Genomic DNA, 19,034 nt, shown 5'->3' with positions numbered 1-19,034 from the left:
TACTGGAGCTCCTGCCTCCGGGAAAGTCGGTCAGCGTCAGACGAACCCCTCAACAAAAACCCCCGCCGTAGGCTGATGGCGGGGGTTTTTGCGTCTACGAGTGCGCTGTTTGCGCCAAAAAAGAAGCCCGCTTCAGGCGGGCTTCATGCATGGGCTTGCCGAAACGTCACACCCGGCGCTTGTATTCACCGGTGGCCGTATCGATTTCGATCTTGTCGCCGATCTCGACGAATGCCGGGACCATGAGCTCGTGGCCAGTCGGCTTGATGCGGGCCGGTTTCATTACCTTGCCGGAGGTGTCACCGCGCACGGCCGGCTCGGTATATTCGACTTCCCGGACCACGGAGGAGGGAAGTTCGACCGCGATCGCCTTGCCCTGATAGAGCACGACTTCGCAGCTCATGCCGTCTTCGAGGTAGGGAAGGACGTTTTCCATGTTGTCCTTTTCCACCTCGTACTGGTTGAATTCCTCGTCCATGAACACGTACATCGGATCGGCAAAGTAGCTGTACGTGCATTCCTTGCGCTCGAGGATCACGGTGTCGAATTTCTCGTCGGCCTTGTAGACTGCTTCGGTGACGTTGCCCGTGAAGAGGTTCTTCAGTTTCATCTTTACGACGGCGGCGTTGCGGCCGGATTTGTTGTACTCGGCCTTCTGGACGATGAAAGGCTCGTCCTTGATGAGGACGACGTTGCCGGCGCGCAGTTCCTGGGCTTGCTTCATCATGGGTGTGGTTTCCCGCAGTTCCGTTGAAAATAAACGATCATTTTATCTCGTTTCTGGCAATGAAGTCGAGCAGCCGGGTGCAGAGGTCTTCCTGGCGAGCAAGGTGGTGGCACCAGCGGCGGCAATGCGCTTGCCAGAGATCGCGTTGTTGCCATAGACCATCCCAGTCTTGAGCGGTTTCCTCGCCGCGGTTGCTGCGCTGGAACAGGCGGCTTATCGAATCGCCGAGTGCCGCCGGCGCATCGGCGAGGTAGTGGTCGAGAAACGCGTCGAGCTTGGGCAGATGGGCATTTCTTTCCTGGCGATAGGGGTGCCAGAGAAAGGGGCGTCCACTCCACTGGGCGCGGACGAAGGAGTCTTCGCCTCGTACCCAATTGAAATCACAGCTCCATAGCAATCGGTCGAAATCGTCCTGCGCCAGCATGGGCAAAGGGACGAGGCGCACGTGTGGCGTTCCCGGAAGGGCGAGGGCTCGGGTACCGAGTTCGAGGCCGGAGCGAGCGAGCGCTTGACGCGGCTGCCCTGGAGGGACGAAGACACTCGTCGCTCGGGGGGCGCTGGCGAGCCAGGCGCGGAATGCGTCCAGCTCGGCGTCGGCATAGCAAAACAGGGTGATCCGCTGCGTTTCGACCGTTTCGACCTGTCCGATGCGCGCCAGGAAGCGGGCGATCTGCTCCGGATCACCTTGAAAGCGGTCGCGCTGCTCGAGGAGCGTGCGTTCGCGCAGTAGGCCGCCGGTGCGGCGGGTGAATCCGGGGACGAAGAACCAGGCGGTGAGCGGCAAGCGGGGGTGGGGGGAGGAGAGGCCATGGACTTCTTCGGCCCAGGATTCCGGTGTGAGGTGCTCGAGGTGGATCCAGCAGGGGGTGGGGTGGCGGCTGGCAAGCGCCTCGAGCCAGGGTTCGCCCAGGCCGCAGCCAAAGGCTTCGATGGCGACGTCGATGTGCGCCAGGGCTTCGCGATCGTGCGCATCCGGTTGTGGACGATTCCAGCGGCGCAGGATGAGCCGGCCGAGCCGCTGGATCTCTGCGTCGGCGCGGACTTCGGGGGCGAAGGCGGCGAGGGTGCCGGGGTCGTCGATCCAGAGGATGACGTCCTTGCCGAAGTCGTCGCGCAGCTGGCGGGCGAGGCGCCAGGCGACGCCGGCGTCGCCGTAGTTGTCGATGACGGAGCAGAAGATGCCGAACTGCATGGCGGTCCGAGAAAAAATGGGAGTCTAGCCGCTCTTGCAGGTTCCGGGGCAGGTGTATAATGTTTTTTCAGGGATTTTTCCGATGGCCTTGTGGTGAGGGTGCAAAGATGCGCAAAGGAATGAGGACTTTGGTGCTGTTGGCGGCGATGGGAATGTCGTGTGCGGCAGCGTGGGCCGAGGAGGAGGCGTTGCCTCAGCTTGATCTCGATTTGCCCAGCGGCGTCTATCGGTGCGAAGAAGGAACCAAGCAGCTGGGCGTGGAACGGGTGCGCCAGGATAGCGATAAGGTCGTGGTGCGCTGGGAGGGCAAGCGCTACACCTTGGCGCGCGACGTCTCTTTCTCGGGCTTGCCGCGCTACGAGGATCGGCAAAATGGCCTGCTGTGGGTCGACCTGCCGTGGAAGAGCGTGCTGCTCAACACCAAGACCGAGCGCCCGATGGCGGCCGATTGCGTCTATGCCCAAGGGGTCGATCCTTCCGTGCTCGATGCGCCGGTGAAAGTGGCTGCAGCCAAGACGAAGAAAAAAACTGCCGCGAAACCGTCCAAGCCGGCGCCGCAGAAAACGGCCAAGGTGACGACGGCTTCGTCCTCCAACTGAAACGATCTCCGCGCACGGCGGGCGTGGCGTCGCGATGACGTCCGCCCGCCGTCGGTTTGATAAAATCTCTTTTTTTTATTTCTCGAGGAGTGATCCATGGCCGTAGAGCGTACGCTGTCCATCATCAAACCCGATGCCGTCGCCAAGAACGTGATCGGCAAGATCTACCAGCGCTTCGAAGATGCCGGTCTCAAGATCGTCGCCGCGAAGATGGTATGGATGTCGGAAAAAGAGGCCGGCGCTTTCTATGCGGTGCATAAGGACCGCCCCTTCTACAAGGATCTGGTGGCCTTCATGACCTCCGGTCCGGTGATGGTGCAGGTGCTAGAAGGCGAGAACGCCATCGCCAAGAATCGCGAGCTGATGGGCGCGACCGATCCGAAAAAGGCTGCTCCGGGCACCATCCGCGCCGATTTCGCCGACTCGATCGACGCCAACGCGGTGCACGGTTCTGATGCGCCCGAAACCGCCAAGGCGGAGATCGCCTTTTTCTTCCCGGAAATGAACATTTATTCGCGTTGAAGGGTCCATGCCGTCAGGAGATGCCCCTGGCGGCCGTACGATGACAACTCTGACGAACCTGCTCGATTTCGACCTGCCGCAACTCACCGACTGGGTTCAGTCCCTCGGTGAGCGTCCTTTCCGTGCACGTCAGATCTTTCGCTGGATCCATCGTGAGGGCTGCGAGGACTTTGCAGCGATGAGCGACGTGGCGAAGAGCCTGCGCGCCAAGCTCGAGGAACAGGCGATCATCGCTGCGCCGCGCGTGCTGCGCGACAGCGTCTCGCGCGACGGTACGCGCAAGTGGCTGCTCGACGTGGGTGGGGGCAACGCCGTGGAGACGGTGTTCATTCCCGAACGCTCGCGCGGCACGCTGTGTGTTTCTACTCAGGCCGGCTGCGCGCTCGAGTGTGCCTTCTGCTCCACGGGTAAGCAGGGATTCAACCGCAATCTCAGCACCGCCGAGATCCTGGGGCAGCTGTGGCTCGCTAACCGGCTGCTGGGTGCGGCCAAGGCCGAGGGCGATTGGGACGCGGCCGAAGGGCCGGACAACGGTCGGGTGGTGACCAACGTCGTACTCATGGGCATGGGCGAGCCACTGGCCAATTTCGAGGCGGTGGTGCGTGCCCTGCGCGTGATGCTCGACGATCACGGCTACGGTCTGTCGCGGCGGCGGGTCACGGTGTCGACTTCTGGAATCGTGCCGGCCATCGACCGCCTGCGCGAGCAGTGCCCGGTGGCGCTGGCGGTGTCGCTGCATGCGCCCAACGATGCGCTGCGCGATCGGCTCGTGCCGATCAATCGCAAGTATCCCCTGCGCGAGCTGCTCGCAGCTTGCCAGCGCTATCTCGAGCGCGCGCCGCGCGACTTCATCACGTTCGAATATGTGCTGCTCGCCGGGGTCAACGACGAACCGGAGCACGCGCGTGAGCTGGTGGCCTTGGTGCGCGACGTGCCCTGCAAATTCAATTTGATCCCATTCAATCCCTTCCCCGGCGCGCCGTTCGCGCGGCCCGAGGAAGATCGCATCCGTCGTTTCGCTTCCATTTTGATGGAGTCGGGATTGGTGACGACGACGCGCAAGACGCGCGGCGACGACGTGGCCGCTGCCTGCGGTCAGCTCGCAGGCCAGGTGCGCGACCGCACGCGCCGTTCGCGTGAGGCGGCAGGCGTTGACCAAGGAGAGGTGGCATGAGGCTTCCGAGACGATCGAGCTTGCTGCTGCTCGCGTTCGCCCTGTCGGGGTGCGTGAGCCAGACCTTGCATTCTGAATCCAACCTCATGGATTCGAGCTATGTCCGGCCGCTGTTGGAGCGCAAGCCCGATCGTCCGGAAGAGGTGCGGGCGAAGGCGCACATCGATCTCGCGCTCGCCTACATCGAGATCGGCCGCGTCGATGTGGCTTTGGACGAATTGCGTGCCGCTGCTGCCGAGGCTCCCGATTATCCACCGCTGCACTATGCCTGGGGGGTGACGCATCTGGCGATCGGCGATCGGGTCCAGGCCGAGAGCGGCTTGAAGCGCGCTCTGGCGGCAGCGCCGCGCGATCCCGATTTCAACTACGCCTACGGCTGGTTCCTGTGTACGGGGCCGGATCCGGCAAGTGGCCTGCCTTACATCGAGCAGGTCGTGACCAATCCCTATTATGGGGGCAAGGCGCGTGCCTATGCCAATCTGGCCTGGTGTCAGGACATGACCGGGAACCGGGAGACCGCCCGCCGCAGCATCCAGGAGGCGATCCGGCTCGAACCCCGCAACACCGTCGTCCTCTATCAGGCTGCCCGATTGGCCCAGCGTTGGGGTGAATGGGACAAGGCTTCCGATTATCTGCAGCGCTTGATGCGCGAGATCGATCCCGATCCCGCCGTGCTGTGGATGGCGCTCAACGTCGAGCGCAAGCGCGGGGATACCGCGGCTTTCGAGCAGTATGCCAAGAGGCTTAGAACGGAGTTTCCCGACAGCCCCGAGGCCGAACGGTTGCAGCAGGGGGCGTGGGAGCCGTGACGAACCAGCAGCCGGGAGACCCTCGCGCGGTCGGCGTGCAGCTGGCGCACGCGAGGATGCAGCAAGGGCGGACGATCGCCGAGATGGCGCAGCAGCTGAAATTGCTGCCACGGCAGGTCGAGGCGCTCGAAGAGGGGCGTTTCGAGGCGCTGCCGGGCCCGGTGTTCGTGCGCGGCTTCGTGCGCAATTATGCCCGCGCGCTTGGTCTGGATCCTGAGCCCTTGCTCGAAATGCTCGGTGAGCAGGACCCCGACAAGGAAGTGGTGCTCACGCCCGTCTCCAATGCTCGAGGGGAGATCAGGGTGCGCCGTTTCCGGCCGTGGCGGGTACTCTGGCGCTATGTGCTCCCCGCCCTCGTCCTTTCCTTGGTCGTGGCGGCGTATTTCGACTGGTTTCGCATGCCTGAGCCCGTGGATCAGGAAAACGCGGCGGCGGTATTGCTGCCGCCGGGTGAGCCCGAAGCCGACGCGGCTGAAAAAGCCGAAAAGGCGGCATCGGAAGAAACGAACGAACCGGGGACTTCAGTCGGCGGTAACGGAGAAACGGGCGGGGCCGCAGTTCCTGCGCCGGCTCCCGTTGTCCCGTCGGCCGCGCCTATGCCCGCTGCAGAAGAGGAAAAGGCGGAGCCTGCCGTGCCGACCTTGCGCTTTTCCGCTTCGGGACGCTCATGGATCGAAGTGCGGGACGCCAAAGGTACGGTGCTTTTCTCTCGCATACTCTCGGCTGGGGAGCGAGCGGAGGTGCCCGGCGAGCCGCCCTTGAACGTGGTGGTGGGCAACGCCCCGGCGGTCGAGGTCGAGTTCCAGGGACATCCTGTGGACGTGAAACACGCAGCCAAGAACGGTGTGGCCAAGCTGCGTCTGCAATGAGAACGGGGAAGGACATGACGGGGCAGGAAACTCGGCTGCCGGAGGACGACGAACCTCGTAGTGGACCTGCGCCACGCCGACCGACGCGCCAGGTGCAGGTAGGGAACGTGACGATCGGTTCGAACGCGCCCATCGTCGTGCAGTCCATGACCAATACCGCGACGAGCGAGGTCGAGGCCACGGTGCGTCAGGTGCTGGCACTCGCGCGTGCCGGTTCCGAGCTGGTGCGGCTCACGGTCAATGACGAGGCGGCCGCGCGCGCGGTGCCCGAGATTCGCGAACGCCTGTTGCGCGCCGGTTGCACCGTACCGCTGGTGGGCGACTTCCATTACAACGGCCACCAGCTGCTGCGCGAGTATCCGGCCTGCGCCGAGGCGCTGGACAAATGGCGCATCAACCCGGGCAACGTCGGACAGGGAGAGAAACGCGACCGGCGTTTCGCCGAGATCGTCGAACTCGCCTGCCGTTACGACAAACCCGTGCGCATCGGAGTGAATTGGGGCAGCCTCGACCCGGCCGTGCTCGCGCGCCTCATGGACGAGAATGCCCGGCGCGCCCAGCCCTGGTCGGCCGGGGCGGTGATGCGCGAGGCGCTCGTGACGTCCGCCCTCGAATCGGCAGCGCTCGCCGAGCGCTACGGCCTGCCGGCCGATCGCATCGTGCTCTCGGCCAAGGTCTCGAGCGTGCAGGATCTCATCGCCGTCTATCGCGCGCTCGCGCAGCGCTGCGGTTATCCGCTGCACCTGGGCCTTACCGAAGCGGGCATGGGCAGCAAGGGCATCGTCGCCTCGACCGCGGCGCTCGCCGTGCTGCTGCAAGAAGGGATCGGCGACACCATCCGCGTCTCCCTCACGCCTGCGCCGGGGGGTGATCGCACCGAAGAAGTGGTGGTGGCGCAGCAGATCCTGCAGACCATGGGGCTGCGGGCGTTCACGCCGATGGTGACGGCCTGCCCGGGATGCGGGCGTACGACTTCCTCTTTTTTTCAGGAGTTGGCCGAATCGACCCAGAACTACGTGCGCGCGCGCATGCCCGAGTGGCGCGAACGCTATGACGGGGTGGAGCAGCTGACGCTGGCCGTGATGGGCTGCGTCGTCAATGGTCCGGGTGAATCCAAGCATGCCCACATCGGCATCTCGCTGCCGGGCACGGGCGAGGCACCGGCCGCTCCCGTGTTCGTCGACGGGCAGAAGGTGGCCACCCTGCGCGGTCCGGACCTCGCTGCGCAGTTCCACGCCATGATCGAGGCCTACGTGGCGCGGCGTTTTCCGCCGAAGCTTACGCAACACGACGAGGAAGCATGAGCGCAACGAAACTGCAGGCGGTGCGCGGGATGAACGACATCCTGCCGCCCGAATCCGATTGGTGGGAAGAATTCGAGGAACGGGTGCGCACCTGGGCGCGCGCCTATGGCTATCGCCCCATTCGTACGCCCATCGTCGAGCCGACGGCGCTCTTCAAGCGTGCCATCGGCGAGGTGACCGACATCGTCGAGAAGGAGATGTATTCCTTCGAGGACGTGTTGAACGGTGAACACCTGACCTTGCGTCCCGAGGGGACGGCAGGCTGCGTGCGCGCGGTGATCGAGCACAACCTCCTCTTCCAAGGGCCGCAGCGGCTCTATTACCTGGGCCCGATGTTCCGCCACGAGCGGCCGCAGAAAGGGCGTTACCGGCAGTTCCACCAGGTCGGCATCGAGGCGCTCGGCTTTGCCGGTCCCGACATCGACGCCGAGCTCATCCTCATGGGCGCGCGCCTGTGGGACGAGCTGGGATTGCAGGACGTGCGGCTCGAGATCAACTCACTGGGTTCCAGCGAGGAGCGCACCGCGCACCGTCGGGCCTTGGTCGAATACTTTCGCGCCCGCTACGACGAACTCGACGAGGACGGTAAACGGCGCCTCGAGCGCAATCCGCTGCGTATCCTGGATTCGAAGAATCCGGCGATGCAGGAACTCATCGAGGGGGCGCCGCGTCTGTTGGATTTCCTCGGCGAGGAGTCGAGGGTGCACTTCGAGCGGGTGCTCGCACTCATCGAAGCCGCGGGCGTGCCGTACCGCATCAACCCGCGGCTGGTGCGGGGGCTGGATTACTACAACCGCACCGTCTTCGAATGGGTGACCCCGCGGCTCGGGGCGCAGGCGACCATCTGCGCGGGTGGCCGCTACGACGGCCTCATCGAGCAGCTCGGCGGCAGGCCGGCGCCCGCGGCCGGCTTTGCCATCGGCGTGGAGCGCTTGCTGTTGCTGTGGCAGATGAGCGGCGGCAATGTGACGCCCAAAGTGCCCGACGTCTATGTCGTGCATCAGGGCGAGCGCGCCGAGGCCGTGGCATTCCAGCTCGCCGAGCGTCTGCGCGATCTGGGGCTCGACGTGGTGCTGCACTGCGGCGGCGGCAGCTTCAAGAGCCAGATGAAAAAAGCGGACGCGAGCGGCGCGGCGCTGGCCTTGATCCTGGGAGAGGACGAGGTCGACAGCGGCACGGTGGGGCTCAAGCCCCTGCGCCAGGAGGCACCGCAGCAGCGGGTGGCGATCGAAGCCTGCGAAGACGCGGTGATGCAATGGCTCTACGGCCAGGAGGAAGGCGATGGCGCTTGACTTGCAGGAACAGGAACAGATCGACGAACTCAAGACCTGGTGGCAGATGTATGGCCGCTGGGTGACGATCGCCATTCTCGTGGCGGCGATCGTCTCTCTGGGCTGGAACGGATGGCGCTGGTGGCGCCAGCACCAGGCGCAGGAGGCGGCGCGCATCGAGGCGGAACTGGAAGCGGCGCTCGCGCGCGGCGAACTGCCGCAGGCGCGGGCCGCGGGAGAGCGTCTGCGTCAATCGCGCGCCAATCCCACGCTTGCCGATCTCTCCGGCTTGAAACTCGGCCATGAGTTGTGGCAGAAGGGGGATCGTGCCGCGGCCAGGGAAGAGCTGAGGCGCGTGGCGGACGAGGGTTCTGAACCCTACCTGCGCGATCTGGCGCGGCTGCGCGAGGCGGCGGTGTTGCTCGATGCGGGCTCGGCTCAGGAAGCGTTCGAGCGACTCGCCGCTGCGCCGGTGTCGGAGCTGGCCGCACGCTATGAAGAAGCCCGGGGAGATGCGCTCGCGGCGCTCGGACGGATCGAAGAGGCGCGCGCGGCCTATCAGCGTGCCCTCGACCAAGGGGCGGATCCCGCCTGGCGCGAACTCGTCGAACTCAAGCGCGACGGGTTGGGGAGCTGAGCATGAAAGATCGTTCCCTCCGTGCCGCTGCGCGCCTGCTGGCACTTTTGGCCGCCTCTGCGCTCGTCGCCGGCTGCTCTTCGCTCAATCCGTTTTCGCGCAAAGGGCCGCAGATCGCGCCTTTGCCGCCGCTCGTCAGTCCCGTGGAGGTGACGATCGCCGCGCAGACCAAGGTCGGATCCAGCGAGGGACTCTTCCTCACTCCCGTCGTGCTCGACGACGAGGCCATCGTCGCTGGCGGGGACGGGCGCGTGCTGCGCTGGAATGGCGGCGTGCGCTGGGAGGCGAAGCTCGAAGAGGGCATCATCGCCGGCGTGGGCGCGGACGAGCGCCTCGCCGTGGTCGTCACACGCAAAGGAGATGCCGTGGCGCTTGCCGTCGGCGATGGCGCGGTGCGTTGGCGCCATCCGCTCAAGGCCGATGTGATCACGCCGCCTTTGGTGGCTGGCGGCCTCGTCGTGGTGCGTACGGCCGATCATCGCCTCATCGCGCTCGATGCGCGCGACGGCAAGGAGCGCTGGGTCTATCAGCGCAACCTGCCGCCCTTGTCCCTGCGTCAGTCGGCGCCGCTCGTGAGCGCGGGCAATGCCATCGTCGCGGGTTATCCCGGAGGGATCATCGCCGTGCTCGATCCGCGCAGCGGCGCGCCGCTCTTCGAGCTGACGGTGGCCTCGCCCAAGGGCGCGACCGAGATCGAGCGGCTCACCGACGTGGTCGGCCCGCCGCTGGTGGCGCGCCAGGAAGTGTGCGCCGCTGCCTATCAGGGGCGCGTGGCCTGTTTCGACGGACGCACCGCCGAGACCCTCTGGGCCAAGGATCTTTCCAGCCGCACCGGGATCGACCGTGACTACCGCTACGTCGTGGTCACTGCCGACAACGACGACGTGGTCGCGCTCGATGTCTTCTCCGGCAAGGAGCAGTGGCGCACGGGAGGATTTTCCTGGCGCCTGCTGACGCGCCCCCTCATTCTCGGAGACTGGGTGCTCGTGGGCGATCGCGAAGGCTATGTCCATGCGCTCGATCGCAACGACGGCCGCATCCGCGGCCGGGTGCGCGTCGGCTCCGGACCCATCCTCGTCGAGCCGAAATCCATCGGCCCCAACCGGGCGGTGGTGCAGAATACCGACGGGACGGTGGTCATCGTGGAGGTGCATTGATGGCGGCACTGCCCACCGTGGTGCTCGTCGGGCGGCCCAACGTCGGCAAGTCCACCCTGTTCAACCGGCTCACGCAGAGCCGCGACGCGCTGGTGGCCGACGTGCCGGGGCTGACGCGCGACCGACGCTACGGCCAGGGCCGGCTCGGTCCGCGGCCCTATCTGGTGGTCGACACCGCCGGGTTCGATCCGACGAGCAAGGAAGGAATCACGCGCGAGATGGCGCGCCAGGCCGAGCAGGCGATCCGCGAGGCCGACGTCGTCCTCTTCCTCGTCGATGGGCGCGCCGGCCTCACCGCACACGATCGGGATATCGCCGACTACCTGAGGCGGCTCGGTCGCCCCGTGCGGCTGGTGGTCAATAAAACCGAGGGGATGCGCCAGGTGATGGCCACGGCCGAATTCCACGCCCTGGGGCTGGGCGAGCCCATGGCCATCTCGGCGGCGCACGGCGAGGGCGTGCGCCAGATGATCGCCGAAGTCCTGGCCGATTTCCCCGAGGACGAAGAAGTCGCACCGCCGCAGGACGAGGACGTGCCGCGCGTGGCGGTGGTCGGCCGCCCCAACGTGGGCAAGTCGACCCTCATCAATGCGCTTCTCGGCGAAGAGCGCCTCATCGCCTATGACCAGCCCGGCACCACGCGCGACGCGATCGAAGTGCCGTTCGTGCAAGGTACGCGCCGCTACGTGCTCGTCGACACGGCCGGCGTGCGCCGCAAGGGGCGCGTCACCGAGGCGGTGGAGAAATTCTCGGTGATCAAGACCATGCAGGCGGTGGAGCGGGCCAACGTCGCCGTGCTCGTGCTCGACGCGACCCAGGAGATCGCCGATCAGGACGCGCACCTGGGCGGGTTCATCCTGGAGGCCGGGCGTGCCTTGGTGGTCGCGGTGAACAAATGGGATGCCGTCGACGACTACCGCCGCAGCCTGGTGAAGACGCAGCTTGCCAGCAAGCTGGGGTTTCTCTCGTTCGCGCGCACCGTGTTTCTCTCGGCCGCGAAAGGACAGGGGCTGGCGCCGCTGCTCAAGGCCGTAGACGAAGCCTATGCGGCTGCCTTTGCCAAGTTGCCCACGCCGCAGCTCACCCGCGTGCTGCAGGAACTGGTCAAACGCCAGGCGCCGCCGCGCCACGGGCTGTTTCGCCCCAAGCCGCGCTATGCGCACCAGGGGGGGGGCAACCCGCCAGTGATCGTCATTCACGGCAACGCGCTCGAGCATCTGTCCAAATCCTACCGCCGCTATCTCGAGCATGGATTCCTCGAAGCCTTTCGTTTGCGCGGCACGCCGCTCAAGTTCGAATGGCGCACTTCGGAAAACCCCTACGTGAAACGCAGCGATTGAACGGCTGCTGCGCAAAGCCGGCGCGACTGTGCTATCGTTGTCCGCGGTTCCGCACCACTTTTTTCCTTCGATCAAATCCACAACACGAAAGGCCACGACATGAGCAACAAAGCCTTGCAACTGCAAGACCCCTTCCTCAACCTGCTGCGCCGCGAGCACGTTCCGGTGGCGATCTACCTCGTCAACGGCATCAAGCTGCAGGGGCACATCGAGTCTTTCGACCAGTACGTCGTCCTGCTCAAGAACACCGTCACGCAGATGGTGTATAAGCACGCCATTTCCACCGTCGTGCCTTCGCGTCCGGTGACGCTGCGCGAAGTCCACGAGGACGAGCAGCCGGAACAATGACGGATCTTGGGGAACGCCGGTACGTTTCGGACGTCTCACCGACGTTGCTTTTCTGAAGGAATCCCCCATTGTTCGAACGTCCGCAACGCGGCGAGCAAGCCGTGCTCGTCCAACTCGATCTCGGTCAAGGGGCGCTCGCCGAGCGCCTCTCCGAATTGCAGCTCCTGGTAGAAAGCGCCGGGGCCGACGTGGTCGGCGTGGTGCGCGGTCGTCGTCCCCGGCCTGATCCGGCCTTCTTCGTCGGCCGCGGCAAACTCGAAGAGGTACGCAGCGCCCTCGTGCAGGGGCAGGGCGACTTGGTTGTCTTCGATCATACGCTCTCGCCGGCGCAGCAGCGCAACCTCGAACGCGAGCTGCAGTGTCGGGTGATCGATCGCAATGCCCTCATCCTCGACATCTTCGCGCAGCGTGCCCGCAGCCATGAAGGGAAACTCCAGGTGGAGCTCGCCCAGCTCGAATACCTCTCCACCCGGCTCGTGCGCGGCTGGACCCACCTCGAGCGCCAGCGCGGCGGCATCGGCCTGCGCGGCCCGGGTGAGACCCAGCTCGAAACCGACCGGCGGCTCTTGGGCATCCGCGTCAAGCAGCTGAAGAGCCGGCTCGAGCGGCTCGAGCGCCAGCGCACCACGCGCCGGCGCGCGCGCAACCGTCGCGGCGTACCGCAGGTCTCGCTGGTGGGTTACACCAACGCGGGCAAATCGACGCTCTTCAACGCACTCACCAAGGCTGGCGCTTACGCCGCCGACCAGCTCTTCGCCACGCTCGATACCACCTCGCGCCGCATCTGGCTGCCGGAAGTGGGCGACGTCGTGCTCTCGGACACCGTCGGTTTCATCCGTGACCTGCCGCACGACCTGGTGGCGGCCTTCCATGCCACCCTCGAAGAGGTGGCCGAGGCCGACCTGCTGCTGCACGTGGTCGATGGCGCGAGCGAGGACCGTGAGGCGCAGCGCGCCACGGTGGAGGCGGTGCTCGCCGAGATCGGGGCTCAAGACGTGCCGCGGCTCGAGGTGCTCAACAAGATCGACCTGCTTGCCGAGGTCCCGGCCGAGCTGAGCGACGAGTGTGGTAGCATTCGCCGGGTGTGCGTCAGCGCGCGCACCGGCGAGGGGCTCGACGCCTTGCGTTCGGCGCTCGCTTCCCGCCTGCGCGCTCTGCTGCCGTCGACCTTTGCTGCCGAATCACGAGACGAGGAACTCCATGTCACTGAATGATCCCCGCTGGGGCGATCGCGACGACGAATCCGGCGAGGAGGCGCGACGACGCGAACCGCGGGCCGGGCGTTCGCCCCAGGGCGAAGGCCCGCCCGATCTCGAGGAAGTGTGGCGTCAGTTCAACGAGCGGCTCTCGGTGCTCTTTGGCGGTGGCCGTGGCGGACGCCCTGCCGGCTCTGACGGACGTCAACCGTGGGGCGGCAAGCAAGTGGGGGGCGGAATCGTCCTGCTCGTCGCCATCGTGCTCGCGCTGTGGCTGCTCTCCGGCTTCTACAAGGTCGATGCCAACGAGCGGGCGGTGGTGCTGCGCTTCGGTCGCTACGTCGAGACGACCGAACCTGGCTTGCGCTGGCGTCTGCCCTATCCCATCGAGCGTCACGAGATCGTCGATCTCACCGGCGTGCGCACGGTGGAGGTCGGCTACCGCGGCACGGACCGCAACAAGGTGCTGCGCGAATCGCTCATGCTCACCGACGACGAGAACATCGTCTCCATCCAGTTCGCGGTGCAATACGTGCTCAAATCTCCCGAAGACTATCTCTTCCGCGACCGCGCGCCCGACGAGAGCGTCAAGCAGGCCGCCGAAAGCGCCATGCGCGAGATTGTCGGCAAATCCAAGATGGACTACGTCCTCTACGAAGGGCGCGAGGACATCGCCGTGCGCACACAGGAGCTGATGCAGGCCATGCTCGATCGCTACCGCACAGGGGTGCAGGTGGTGCGCGTGACCCTGCAAAACGCCCAGCCGCCCGAGCAGGTGCAGGCCGCGTTCGACGATGCGGTCAAGGCCGGGCAGGACCGCGAGCGGCTGCGCAACGAGGGCGAGGCCTACGCCAACGCGGTGATCCCGCGGGCCCGCGGTACCGCCGCGCGCCTGCTGGAAGAGGCCAACGCCTACAAAGGCAAGGTCGTGGCCCAGGCTACGGGCGATGCCTCGCGCTTCACCCAGATCCAGCAGCAATACCGCCAAGCCCCGGCGATCACGCGCGAACGTCTCTATCTCGAAACGATGCAGCAGATCTTCACCAATACGAGCAAGGTGCTGGTCGACGCGCCGGCGCACAACAACCTCATGCTGTTGCCGCTGGATCGCTTGCTGTCCCGCTCCGGCCCGGCGATGGTGCCGACGGTTACCCGCCAGGGTCCCAGCAGCGGCGACGGCAGCGCCGAGGCCGCGGCCGAATCGGGCGGGCGCAAGGAGCAGCGGGATGTTCCGCGCGACGAGCTGCGCGACCGTGAGCGGGGGAGCCGATGATGCAGGCAAGGATCGCTACGATAGTCGGAGCCGTGTTGCTCCTCGCCGCCGTCGCCTCGATGTCGCTCTTCACCGTCGATCAGCGCCGCTACGCCATGGTGCTGCAGTTCGGCGAAGTGAAGGCCGTCGTCACCGAGCCGGGCCTGCACGTGAAGCTGCCGCTGGTGCAGAACGTGCGCCAGTTCGACCGGCGGCTCCTGACCATCGACACGCCCGAACCGGAGCGCTTCATCACCTCCGAGAAGAAGAACGTGCTGGTGGATCACTTCATCAAATGGCGCATCGTCGACCCGCAGCAGTATTACATCACCATGGGCGGGGACGAGACGCGCGCCCGCACGCGGCTGCTGCAGACGGTCAACGCCACGCTGCGCGAGGAATTCGGCCAGCGCACGGTGCACGACGTCGTCTCCGGTGAGCGCGACAAGGTCATGGAGATCGTGCGCACCAAGACCGACCGCGACGCGCGCACGTTCGGCGTCGAGATCGTCGATCTGCGCCTGAAGCGCGTCGATCTGCCGGCGGAGGTGTCCGAGTCGGTCTACCGCCGCATGGAGGCCGAGCGCAAGCGCGTGGCCAACAACCTTCGTTCCGAAGGGGCGGCAATCGCCGAGCGCATTCGCGCCGACGCCGACCGGCAAAGCGAGCTGATCATCGCCGAAGCCTACCGCGAGTCGCAGCGCATCAAGGGCGAAGGGGATGCGGAAGCAACGCGCATCTTCAACGAAGCCTATGGGCGCGATCCCGATTTCTTCAGCTACTACCGTAGCCTGGAAGCCTACCGCGAGAGCTTCGCCCGGCGCGACGACGTGCTCGTCCTCGATCCGAGCTCGTCCTTCTTCAAGTACTTCAAGGCGCCCCAGCCGGCTGGCGGTCGCTGAGCATCGCACGGCGAGGCCACATGCCCGAAGTCTTGTGGAAAGCGCTCGGCTTGATGCTCGTCTTCGAGGGGCTGATGCCTTTCCTCGCGCCCGAGTCCTGGCAGCAGACCCTGCGGCGGCTGTCCGAACTGCCGCCGCAGCGGCTGCGCTGGTTCGGCGGCGCGGCCGTCGTGCTGGGGCTACTCATCGTGAACGACATTCTGTGAGGCCATTCATGCGTTGGGTCCTGCCCGACTATCTGCGTGACGAACTGCCGCCGGCGGCCGAGCACCTCGAACGCCTGCGCCGCGAGCTGCTCGATCTCTTCCGCCTGCATGGCTACCAGCTCGTCGCCCCGCCGCTCATCGAATTCCTCTCTTCCCTCATCGTCGGCGGCGGGGAAGATCTGCGGCTGCGGACTTTCGAGCTCACCGACCAGCTGAGCGGACGAACCCTGGGCGTGCGTGCCGACATCACGCCGCAGGCGGCGCGTATCGACGCGCATTTGCTCAACCGGCGCGGTGTCACCCGCTTGTGCTATTGCGGCCCGGTGCTGCACACGCTGCCGGCTTCGCTCACCGCGACGCGCGAGCCATTGCAGCTCGGCGCCGAGCTCTATGGCCATGCCGGGGTGGAGGCCGACATCGAGATCATCCGTTTGTTGGCCACGGCGCTCGAACGGGCGCGCCTGCCGGCGGTGCGCATCGACGTTGGCCACATGGGGCTGTTTCGCGCCCTCACCGAGGGGCTGGATGCCGAGCGCGCCGAGACCCTCTTCGAACTGCTGCAGGCGAAAGATTCCGCCGGGCTCGAAGAGATGCTCGCCCAAAGCGGTGACGAGCTCGACGCCGAGCGTGCCGCTTCCCTGCGCGCCCTGCCCGGGCTCTACGGCGGTGTCGAAGTGCTCGCCGCGGCGCGGGCGCGGCTTGCGCCGCTGCCGGCAGTGGTGCGGGCCCTCGACGAGCTCGAAGCGCTCGCCGCGGCGCTCGCCGATCTGCCGCTCGGGTTCGATCTGGCCGACCTGCGCGGCTATCACTACCACACCGGCGTGATGTTCGCCGCCTACGGCGCCGATCATCCCTCGGCACTCGCTCTGGGCGGACGCTACGACGGGCTGGGGGCGGCGTTTGGCCGGGCGCGGCCGGCCACGGGTTTTTCGATCGATTTGCGCGAACTCATCGCCCGCCTGCCGCTTGCCCCTTTGCCGGGCGCCATCCTCGCGCCGTCCTGCGGTGACGAGGCGCTGGAGGCGGTGGTGGCGCAGCTGCGTGAGGCAGGGCAGGCGGTGGTCCGTGAGCTGCCGGGACATCCGCTCGAGGAGTGGCGTGAAGCGGGTTGTGACCGGCGCCTCGTGTGCCGCGCCGGACATTGGGTGGTAGAACCGTTGTGATCGCAAAAGGAAGGGCTGATGGCTAAGAACGTGGTCGTCGTCGGGACACAGTGGGGCGACGAAGGCAAGGGCAAGATCGTCGACTGGCTCACCGACAACGCTCAGGGCGTGGTGCGCTTTCAGGGCGGGCACAACGCCGGGCATACCTTGGTGGTGGGCGAGCGCGAGTACAAACTCAACCTCGTGCCTTCCGGCATCGTGCGCGAGGGGGTGGCCTGTTTCATCGGCAATGGGGTGGTGCTCGACGTGCATCATCTGCTGTCCGAGATCCGGGTGCTGGAGACAGGGGGCATCGAAGTGCGCTCGCGCCTGCGCGTTAGCCCCGGCTGTCCCCTGATCCTGCCTTATCACGTCGCGCTCGACCGGGCGCGCGAGGCGGCGCGCAGCGCCGGCGACAAGATCGGCACCACCGGCAAGGGCATCGGCCCGGCCTACGAGGACAAGGTGGCTCGCCGCGCGATCCGCCTCTATGACCTCTTTCGCCCCGACCAATTCCGCGCCAAGCTCGAAAGCAATCTCGCCTGGTACAACTTCGTGCTCACCCAGGCTTTCCACGCCGAGCCGCTCGAGTTCGAGCCCATCTACGAACAGGCGCTCGCCGATGCGAAGGAAGTCTTGCCGCTGGTGACCGACGTCTCGGAGCGGCTCTACGAGATCAACAAGGCGGGCGGCAACCTTCTCTTCGAAGGGGCGCAGGGAACGCTGCTCGACATCGACCACGGCACTTACCCCTTCGTCACCTCCAGCAACTGCGTCGCCGGTCAGGCCGCCGCCGGTGCCGGCCTGGGGCCAGGGCGGCTGCACTACGTGCTCGGCATCACCAAGGCGTATTGCACCCGGGTGGGTGGCGGTCCTTTCCCCACGGAACTGGACATCGACACCGAGGGTACACCGGGCTGGCAGATGTCGATCAAGGGCCGTGAGTTCGGCACCGTCACCGGACGAAAGCGGCGCTGCGGCTGGCTCGATCTGGCCGCGCTCAAGCGCTCCATCATCATCAACGGCGTCTCGGGCTTGTGCATCACCAAGCTCGACGTGCTCGACGGCCTCGAGCAGCTCAAGCTGTGCATCGGTTACGAACTCGACGGCGAGCGGCGGGAATTGCTGCCGATGGGGGCCGATGAGGTCGCCCGCTGCATTCCCGTCTACGAAACCTTGCCCGGTTGGCGGGAGAGCACCTTCGGGGCGCGCCGTTGGGAGGACCTTCCCTACGAGGCCCGTGCCTACCTGCACCGCATCGAGGAATTCTGCGAGATTCCGATCGACGTGATCTCCACTGGCCCCGAGCGGGACGAAACCATCCTGCGCCGTCATCCCTTCGGTGCCTGATCTTGTGCTGCGGCCTCGTGCCGGACGTGCTACAGTGAGAAAGTCCCGCAAGGGGCTTTCTGCCGTTCGAACCACGAAAAAGGAGGAACTCGATGAAGCTGTATTTCTCGCCCGGTGCCTGTTCCCTGTCGCCCCACATCGCCTTGCGTGAGGCCGGTATCGAGCCCGAGCTGGTGCGGGTGGATCTCGCCACGAAAAAACTCGCTGATGGCGGTGACTATCTGGCCATCAACCCCAAGGGCTACGTTCCGGCGCTGCAACTCGACGATGGGACGCTCCTCACCGAAGGGCCGGCGATCCTGCTCTACATCGTGCAGAATCTGGCGCGCACGCCCCTTGGTCCCAAAGAGGGGATGGGGCTGGTGCGGTTGGTGGAATGGCTCAACTTCATCTCCACCGAGATCCACAAAGGATTCTCGCCGCTCTTCAAGCCGAACTGCCCCCAGGAGTGGAAGGCGGTGGCGAAAGAGACCCTGCTCAAGCGCCTGCAGTGGGTGGATGGGCAGCTCGCGCAGCGTCCCTGGCTGCTGGGAGAGGAATTTTCGGTCGCCGATATCTACCTCTACGTGTGCGCGCGCTGGACGGCCTTCGTGCAGATCGATCTGGGGCAATTCCCAGCCTTGGCGCGCTTTGTCGAGAAGATGGCGCAGCGCCCCGCCGTGCAGGCGACGATCAAGGCCGAGGGGCTCAAGCAGTAGCTGTCAGGTCCCGGACGATTACGTGGCACTTTTATGAAAAGTTCCGGTTTTTCTGCGTACCATCTTTTCATGGCCTCGATGGGCGGGACATGCCCCAGGGCTTTCTGGGGAATGTGGTGATTGTACAGCCAGACGTAGCGATGAATCGTTGCCTCCAGCGCTTCGCGGCTGTCGAAGCGATGGGTGGCGAGTACCTCGCTGATGCGCCCATTGAAGCGCTCGACCATGCCGTTCGTCTGCGGACGGCGAGGTTTGGTCAGCCGATGCTCGATGTCGAGCGCCTGGCACAGTTCATCGAAGGCATGCGTTCCCGTAGGAGTACGCTCGCCGCGGGTGATG

20 protein-coding genes and 1 pseudogene are annotated in these 19,034 nt (G+C 65.8%); 18 read left to right on the top strand and 3 right to left on the bottom strand.

The genetic code is table 11. The annotated features are described in order from the left end of the window. Nucleotides 1–166 precede the first annotated feature (166 nt). Together efp and earP are read right to left on the bottom strand one after the other, a co-directional pair. On the bottom strand, nt 167–724 hold the full coding sequence (gene efp / locus ASC37_RS10550; protein ID WP_055424330.1) for an elongation factor P: 558 nt from the start codon (nt 722–724) through the stop codon (nt 167–169). Nucleotides 725–764: 40 nt separating this feature from the next. Then, a complete protein-coding gene (gene earP / locus ASC37_RS10545) occupies nt 765–1,919 on the bottom strand; it encodes an elongation factor P maturation arginine rhamnosyltransferase EarP (RefSeq protein ID WP_055424329.1) in 1,155 nt (384 codons plus the stop codon). A 107-nt stretch (nt 1,920–2,026) separates the two neighbouring features. Here earP and ASC37_RS10540 point away from each other — a divergent pair, with 107 nt between their 5' ends. The 18 genes from ASC37_RS10540 to gstA all read left to right on the top strand — a co-directional run bounded on the left by ASC37_RS10540 (nt 2,027) and on the right by gstA (nt 18,695). Beyond that, nucleotides 2,027–2,518 carry an MliC family protein gene (locus tag ASC37_RS10540; RefSeq protein ID WP_157287471.1) on the top strand — a complete coding sequence of 164 codons (492 nt, stop codon included), beginning with the start codon at nt 2,027–2,029 and terminating at the stop codon, nt 2,516–2,518. Nucleotides 2,519–2,614: 96 nt separating this feature from the next. Continuing rightward, nucleotides 2,615–3,040, top strand: coding sequence for a nucleoside-diphosphate kinase (gene ndk / locus ASC37_RS10535; protein ID WP_055424327.1), 426 nt, complete (start codon nt 2,615–2,617; stop codon nt 3,038–3,040). Nucleotides 3,041–3,080: 40 nt separating this feature from the next. Then, entirely contained in the window at nt 3,081–4,214 is a 1,134-nt protein-coding gene (rlmN, locus tag ASC37_RS10530; RefSeq protein WP_055424326.1) for a 23S rRNA (adenine(2503)-C(2))-methyltransferase RlmN, read from the top strand. After that, nucleotides 4,211–5,023, top strand: coding sequence for a tetratricopeptide repeat protein (locus ASC37_RS10525; protein WP_141654676.1), 813 nt, complete (start codon nt 4,211–4,213; stop codon nt 5,021–5,023). The genes rlmN and ASC37_RS10525 overlap by 4 nt, the downstream gene beginning before the upstream one ends. Then, on the top strand, nt 5,011–5,892 hold the full coding sequence (locus tag ASC37_RS10520; protein ID WP_072248001.1) for a helix-turn-helix domain-containing protein: 882 nt from the start codon (nt 5,011–5,013) through the stop codon (nt 5,890–5,892). Before ASC37_RS10525 ends, ASC37_RS10520 begins: the two co-directional genes overlap by 13 nt. A 14-nt stretch (nt 5,893–5,906) precedes the next feature. Continuing rightward, complete coding sequence (ispG, locus tag ASC37_RS10515) at nt 5,907–7,196, top strand: flavodoxin-dependent (E)-4-hydroxy-3-methylbut-2-enyl-diphosphate synthase (protein WP_055424323.1); 1,290 nt, start codon at nt 5,907–5,909, stop codon at nt 7,194–7,196. Continuing rightward, nucleotides 7,193–8,488: a histidine--tRNA ligase gene (hisS, locus tag ASC37_RS10510; protein ID WP_055424322.1), complete on the top strand. Its 1,296-nt coding sequence runs from the start codon at nt 7,193–7,195 to the stop codon at nt 8,486–8,488. The genes ispG and hisS overlap by 4 nt, the downstream gene beginning before the upstream one ends. Next, nucleotides 8,478–9,104 carry a YfgM family protein gene (locus ASC37_RS10505; protein ID WP_055424321.1) on the top strand — a complete coding sequence of 209 codons (627 nt, stop codon included), beginning with the start codon at nt 8,478–8,480 and terminating at the stop codon, nt 9,102–9,104. The genes hisS and ASC37_RS10505 overlap by 11 nt, the downstream gene beginning before the upstream one ends. Nucleotides 9,105–9,106: 2 nt before the next feature. Continuing rightward, a complete protein-coding gene (gene bamB, locus ASC37_RS10500) occupies nt 9,107–10,261 on the top strand; it encodes an outer membrane protein assembly factor BamB (RefSeq protein WP_055424320.1) in 1,155 nt (384 codons plus the stop codon). After that, the gene (gene der / locus ASC37_RS10495) at nt 10,261–11,601 is read left to right on the top strand and encodes a ribosome biogenesis GTPase Der (protein ID WP_055424319.1); all 1,341 of its coding nucleotides are present in this window, start codon (nt 10,261–10,263) and stop codon (nt 11,599–11,601) included. Before bamB ends, der begins: the two co-directional genes overlap by 1 nt. A 99-nt stretch (nt 11,602–11,700) precedes the next feature. Then, nucleotides 11,701–11,949, top strand: coding sequence for an RNA chaperone Hfq (gene hfq, locus ASC37_RS10490; protein WP_028874594.1), 249 nt, complete (start codon nt 11,701–11,703; stop codon nt 11,947–11,949). A 68-nt stretch (nt 11,950–12,017) separates the two neighbouring features. After that, nucleotides 12,018–13,163, top strand: coding sequence for a GTPase HflX (gene hflX / locus ASC37_RS10485; protein WP_055424318.1), 1,146 nt, complete (start codon nt 12,018–12,020; stop codon nt 13,161–13,163). Continuing rightward, on the top strand, nt 13,150–14,418 hold the full coding sequence (gene hflK, locus ASC37_RS10480) for an FtsH protease activity modulator HflK (protein WP_055424317.1): 1,269 nt from the start codon (nt 13,150–13,152) through the stop codon (nt 14,416–14,418). The genes hflX and hflK overlap by 14 nt, the downstream gene beginning before the upstream one ends. Beyond that, the gene (gene hflC / locus ASC37_RS10475) at nt 14,418–15,299 is read left to right on the top strand and encodes a protease modulator HflC (RefSeq protein WP_055424316.1); all 882 of its coding nucleotides are present in this window, start codon (nt 14,418–14,420) and stop codon (nt 15,297–15,299) included. Before hflK ends, hflC begins: the two co-directional genes overlap by 1 nt. Nucleotides 15,300–15,319: 20 nt before the next feature. Beyond that, nucleotides 15,320–15,505 (top strand): DUF2065 domain-containing protein, encoded by a 186-nt coding sequence (locus ASC37_RS10470; RefSeq protein ID WP_055424315.1) that lies wholly within the window; start codon nt 15,320–15,322, stop codon nt 15,503–15,505. An 8-nt stretch (nt 15,506–15,513) separates the two neighbouring features. Continuing rightward, a complete protein-coding gene (locus tag ASC37_RS10465) occupies nt 15,514–16,668 on the top strand; it encodes an ATP phosphoribosyltransferase regulatory subunit (RefSeq protein WP_055424314.1) in 1,155 nt (384 codons plus the stop codon). Nucleotides 16,669–16,686: 18 nt separating this feature from the next. Continuing rightward, the gene (locus ASC37_RS10460) at nt 16,687–17,997 is read left to right on the top strand and encodes an adenylosuccinate synthase (RefSeq protein WP_055424313.1); all 1,311 of its coding nucleotides are present in this window, start codon (nt 16,687–16,689) and stop codon (nt 17,995–17,997) included. 92 nt (nt 17,998–18,089) lie between these two features. Next, a complete protein-coding gene (gene gstA, locus ASC37_RS10455; protein ID WP_055424312.1) occupies nt 18,090–18,695 on the top strand; it encodes a glutathione transferase GstA in 606 nt (201 codons plus the stop codon). Nucleotides 18,696–18,697: 2 nt separating this feature from the next. Here the strand turns inward: gstA and ASC37_RS11775 are convergent. Further along, nucleotides 18,698–19,034 (bottom strand): annotated as a pseudogene (locus ASC37_RS11775) (integrase core domain-containing protein); the annotation flags it as partial.

This window comes from Tepidiphilus thermophilus (assembly GCF_001418245.1).
Classification (GTDB): Bacteria; Pseudomonadota; Gammaproteobacteria; order Burkholderiales; family Rhodocyclaceae; genus Tepidiphilus; species Tepidiphilus succinatimandens.
Note: the sequence above shows the minus strand (reverse complement) of the source record. Positions and strands in the feature narration are given on the sequence as shown.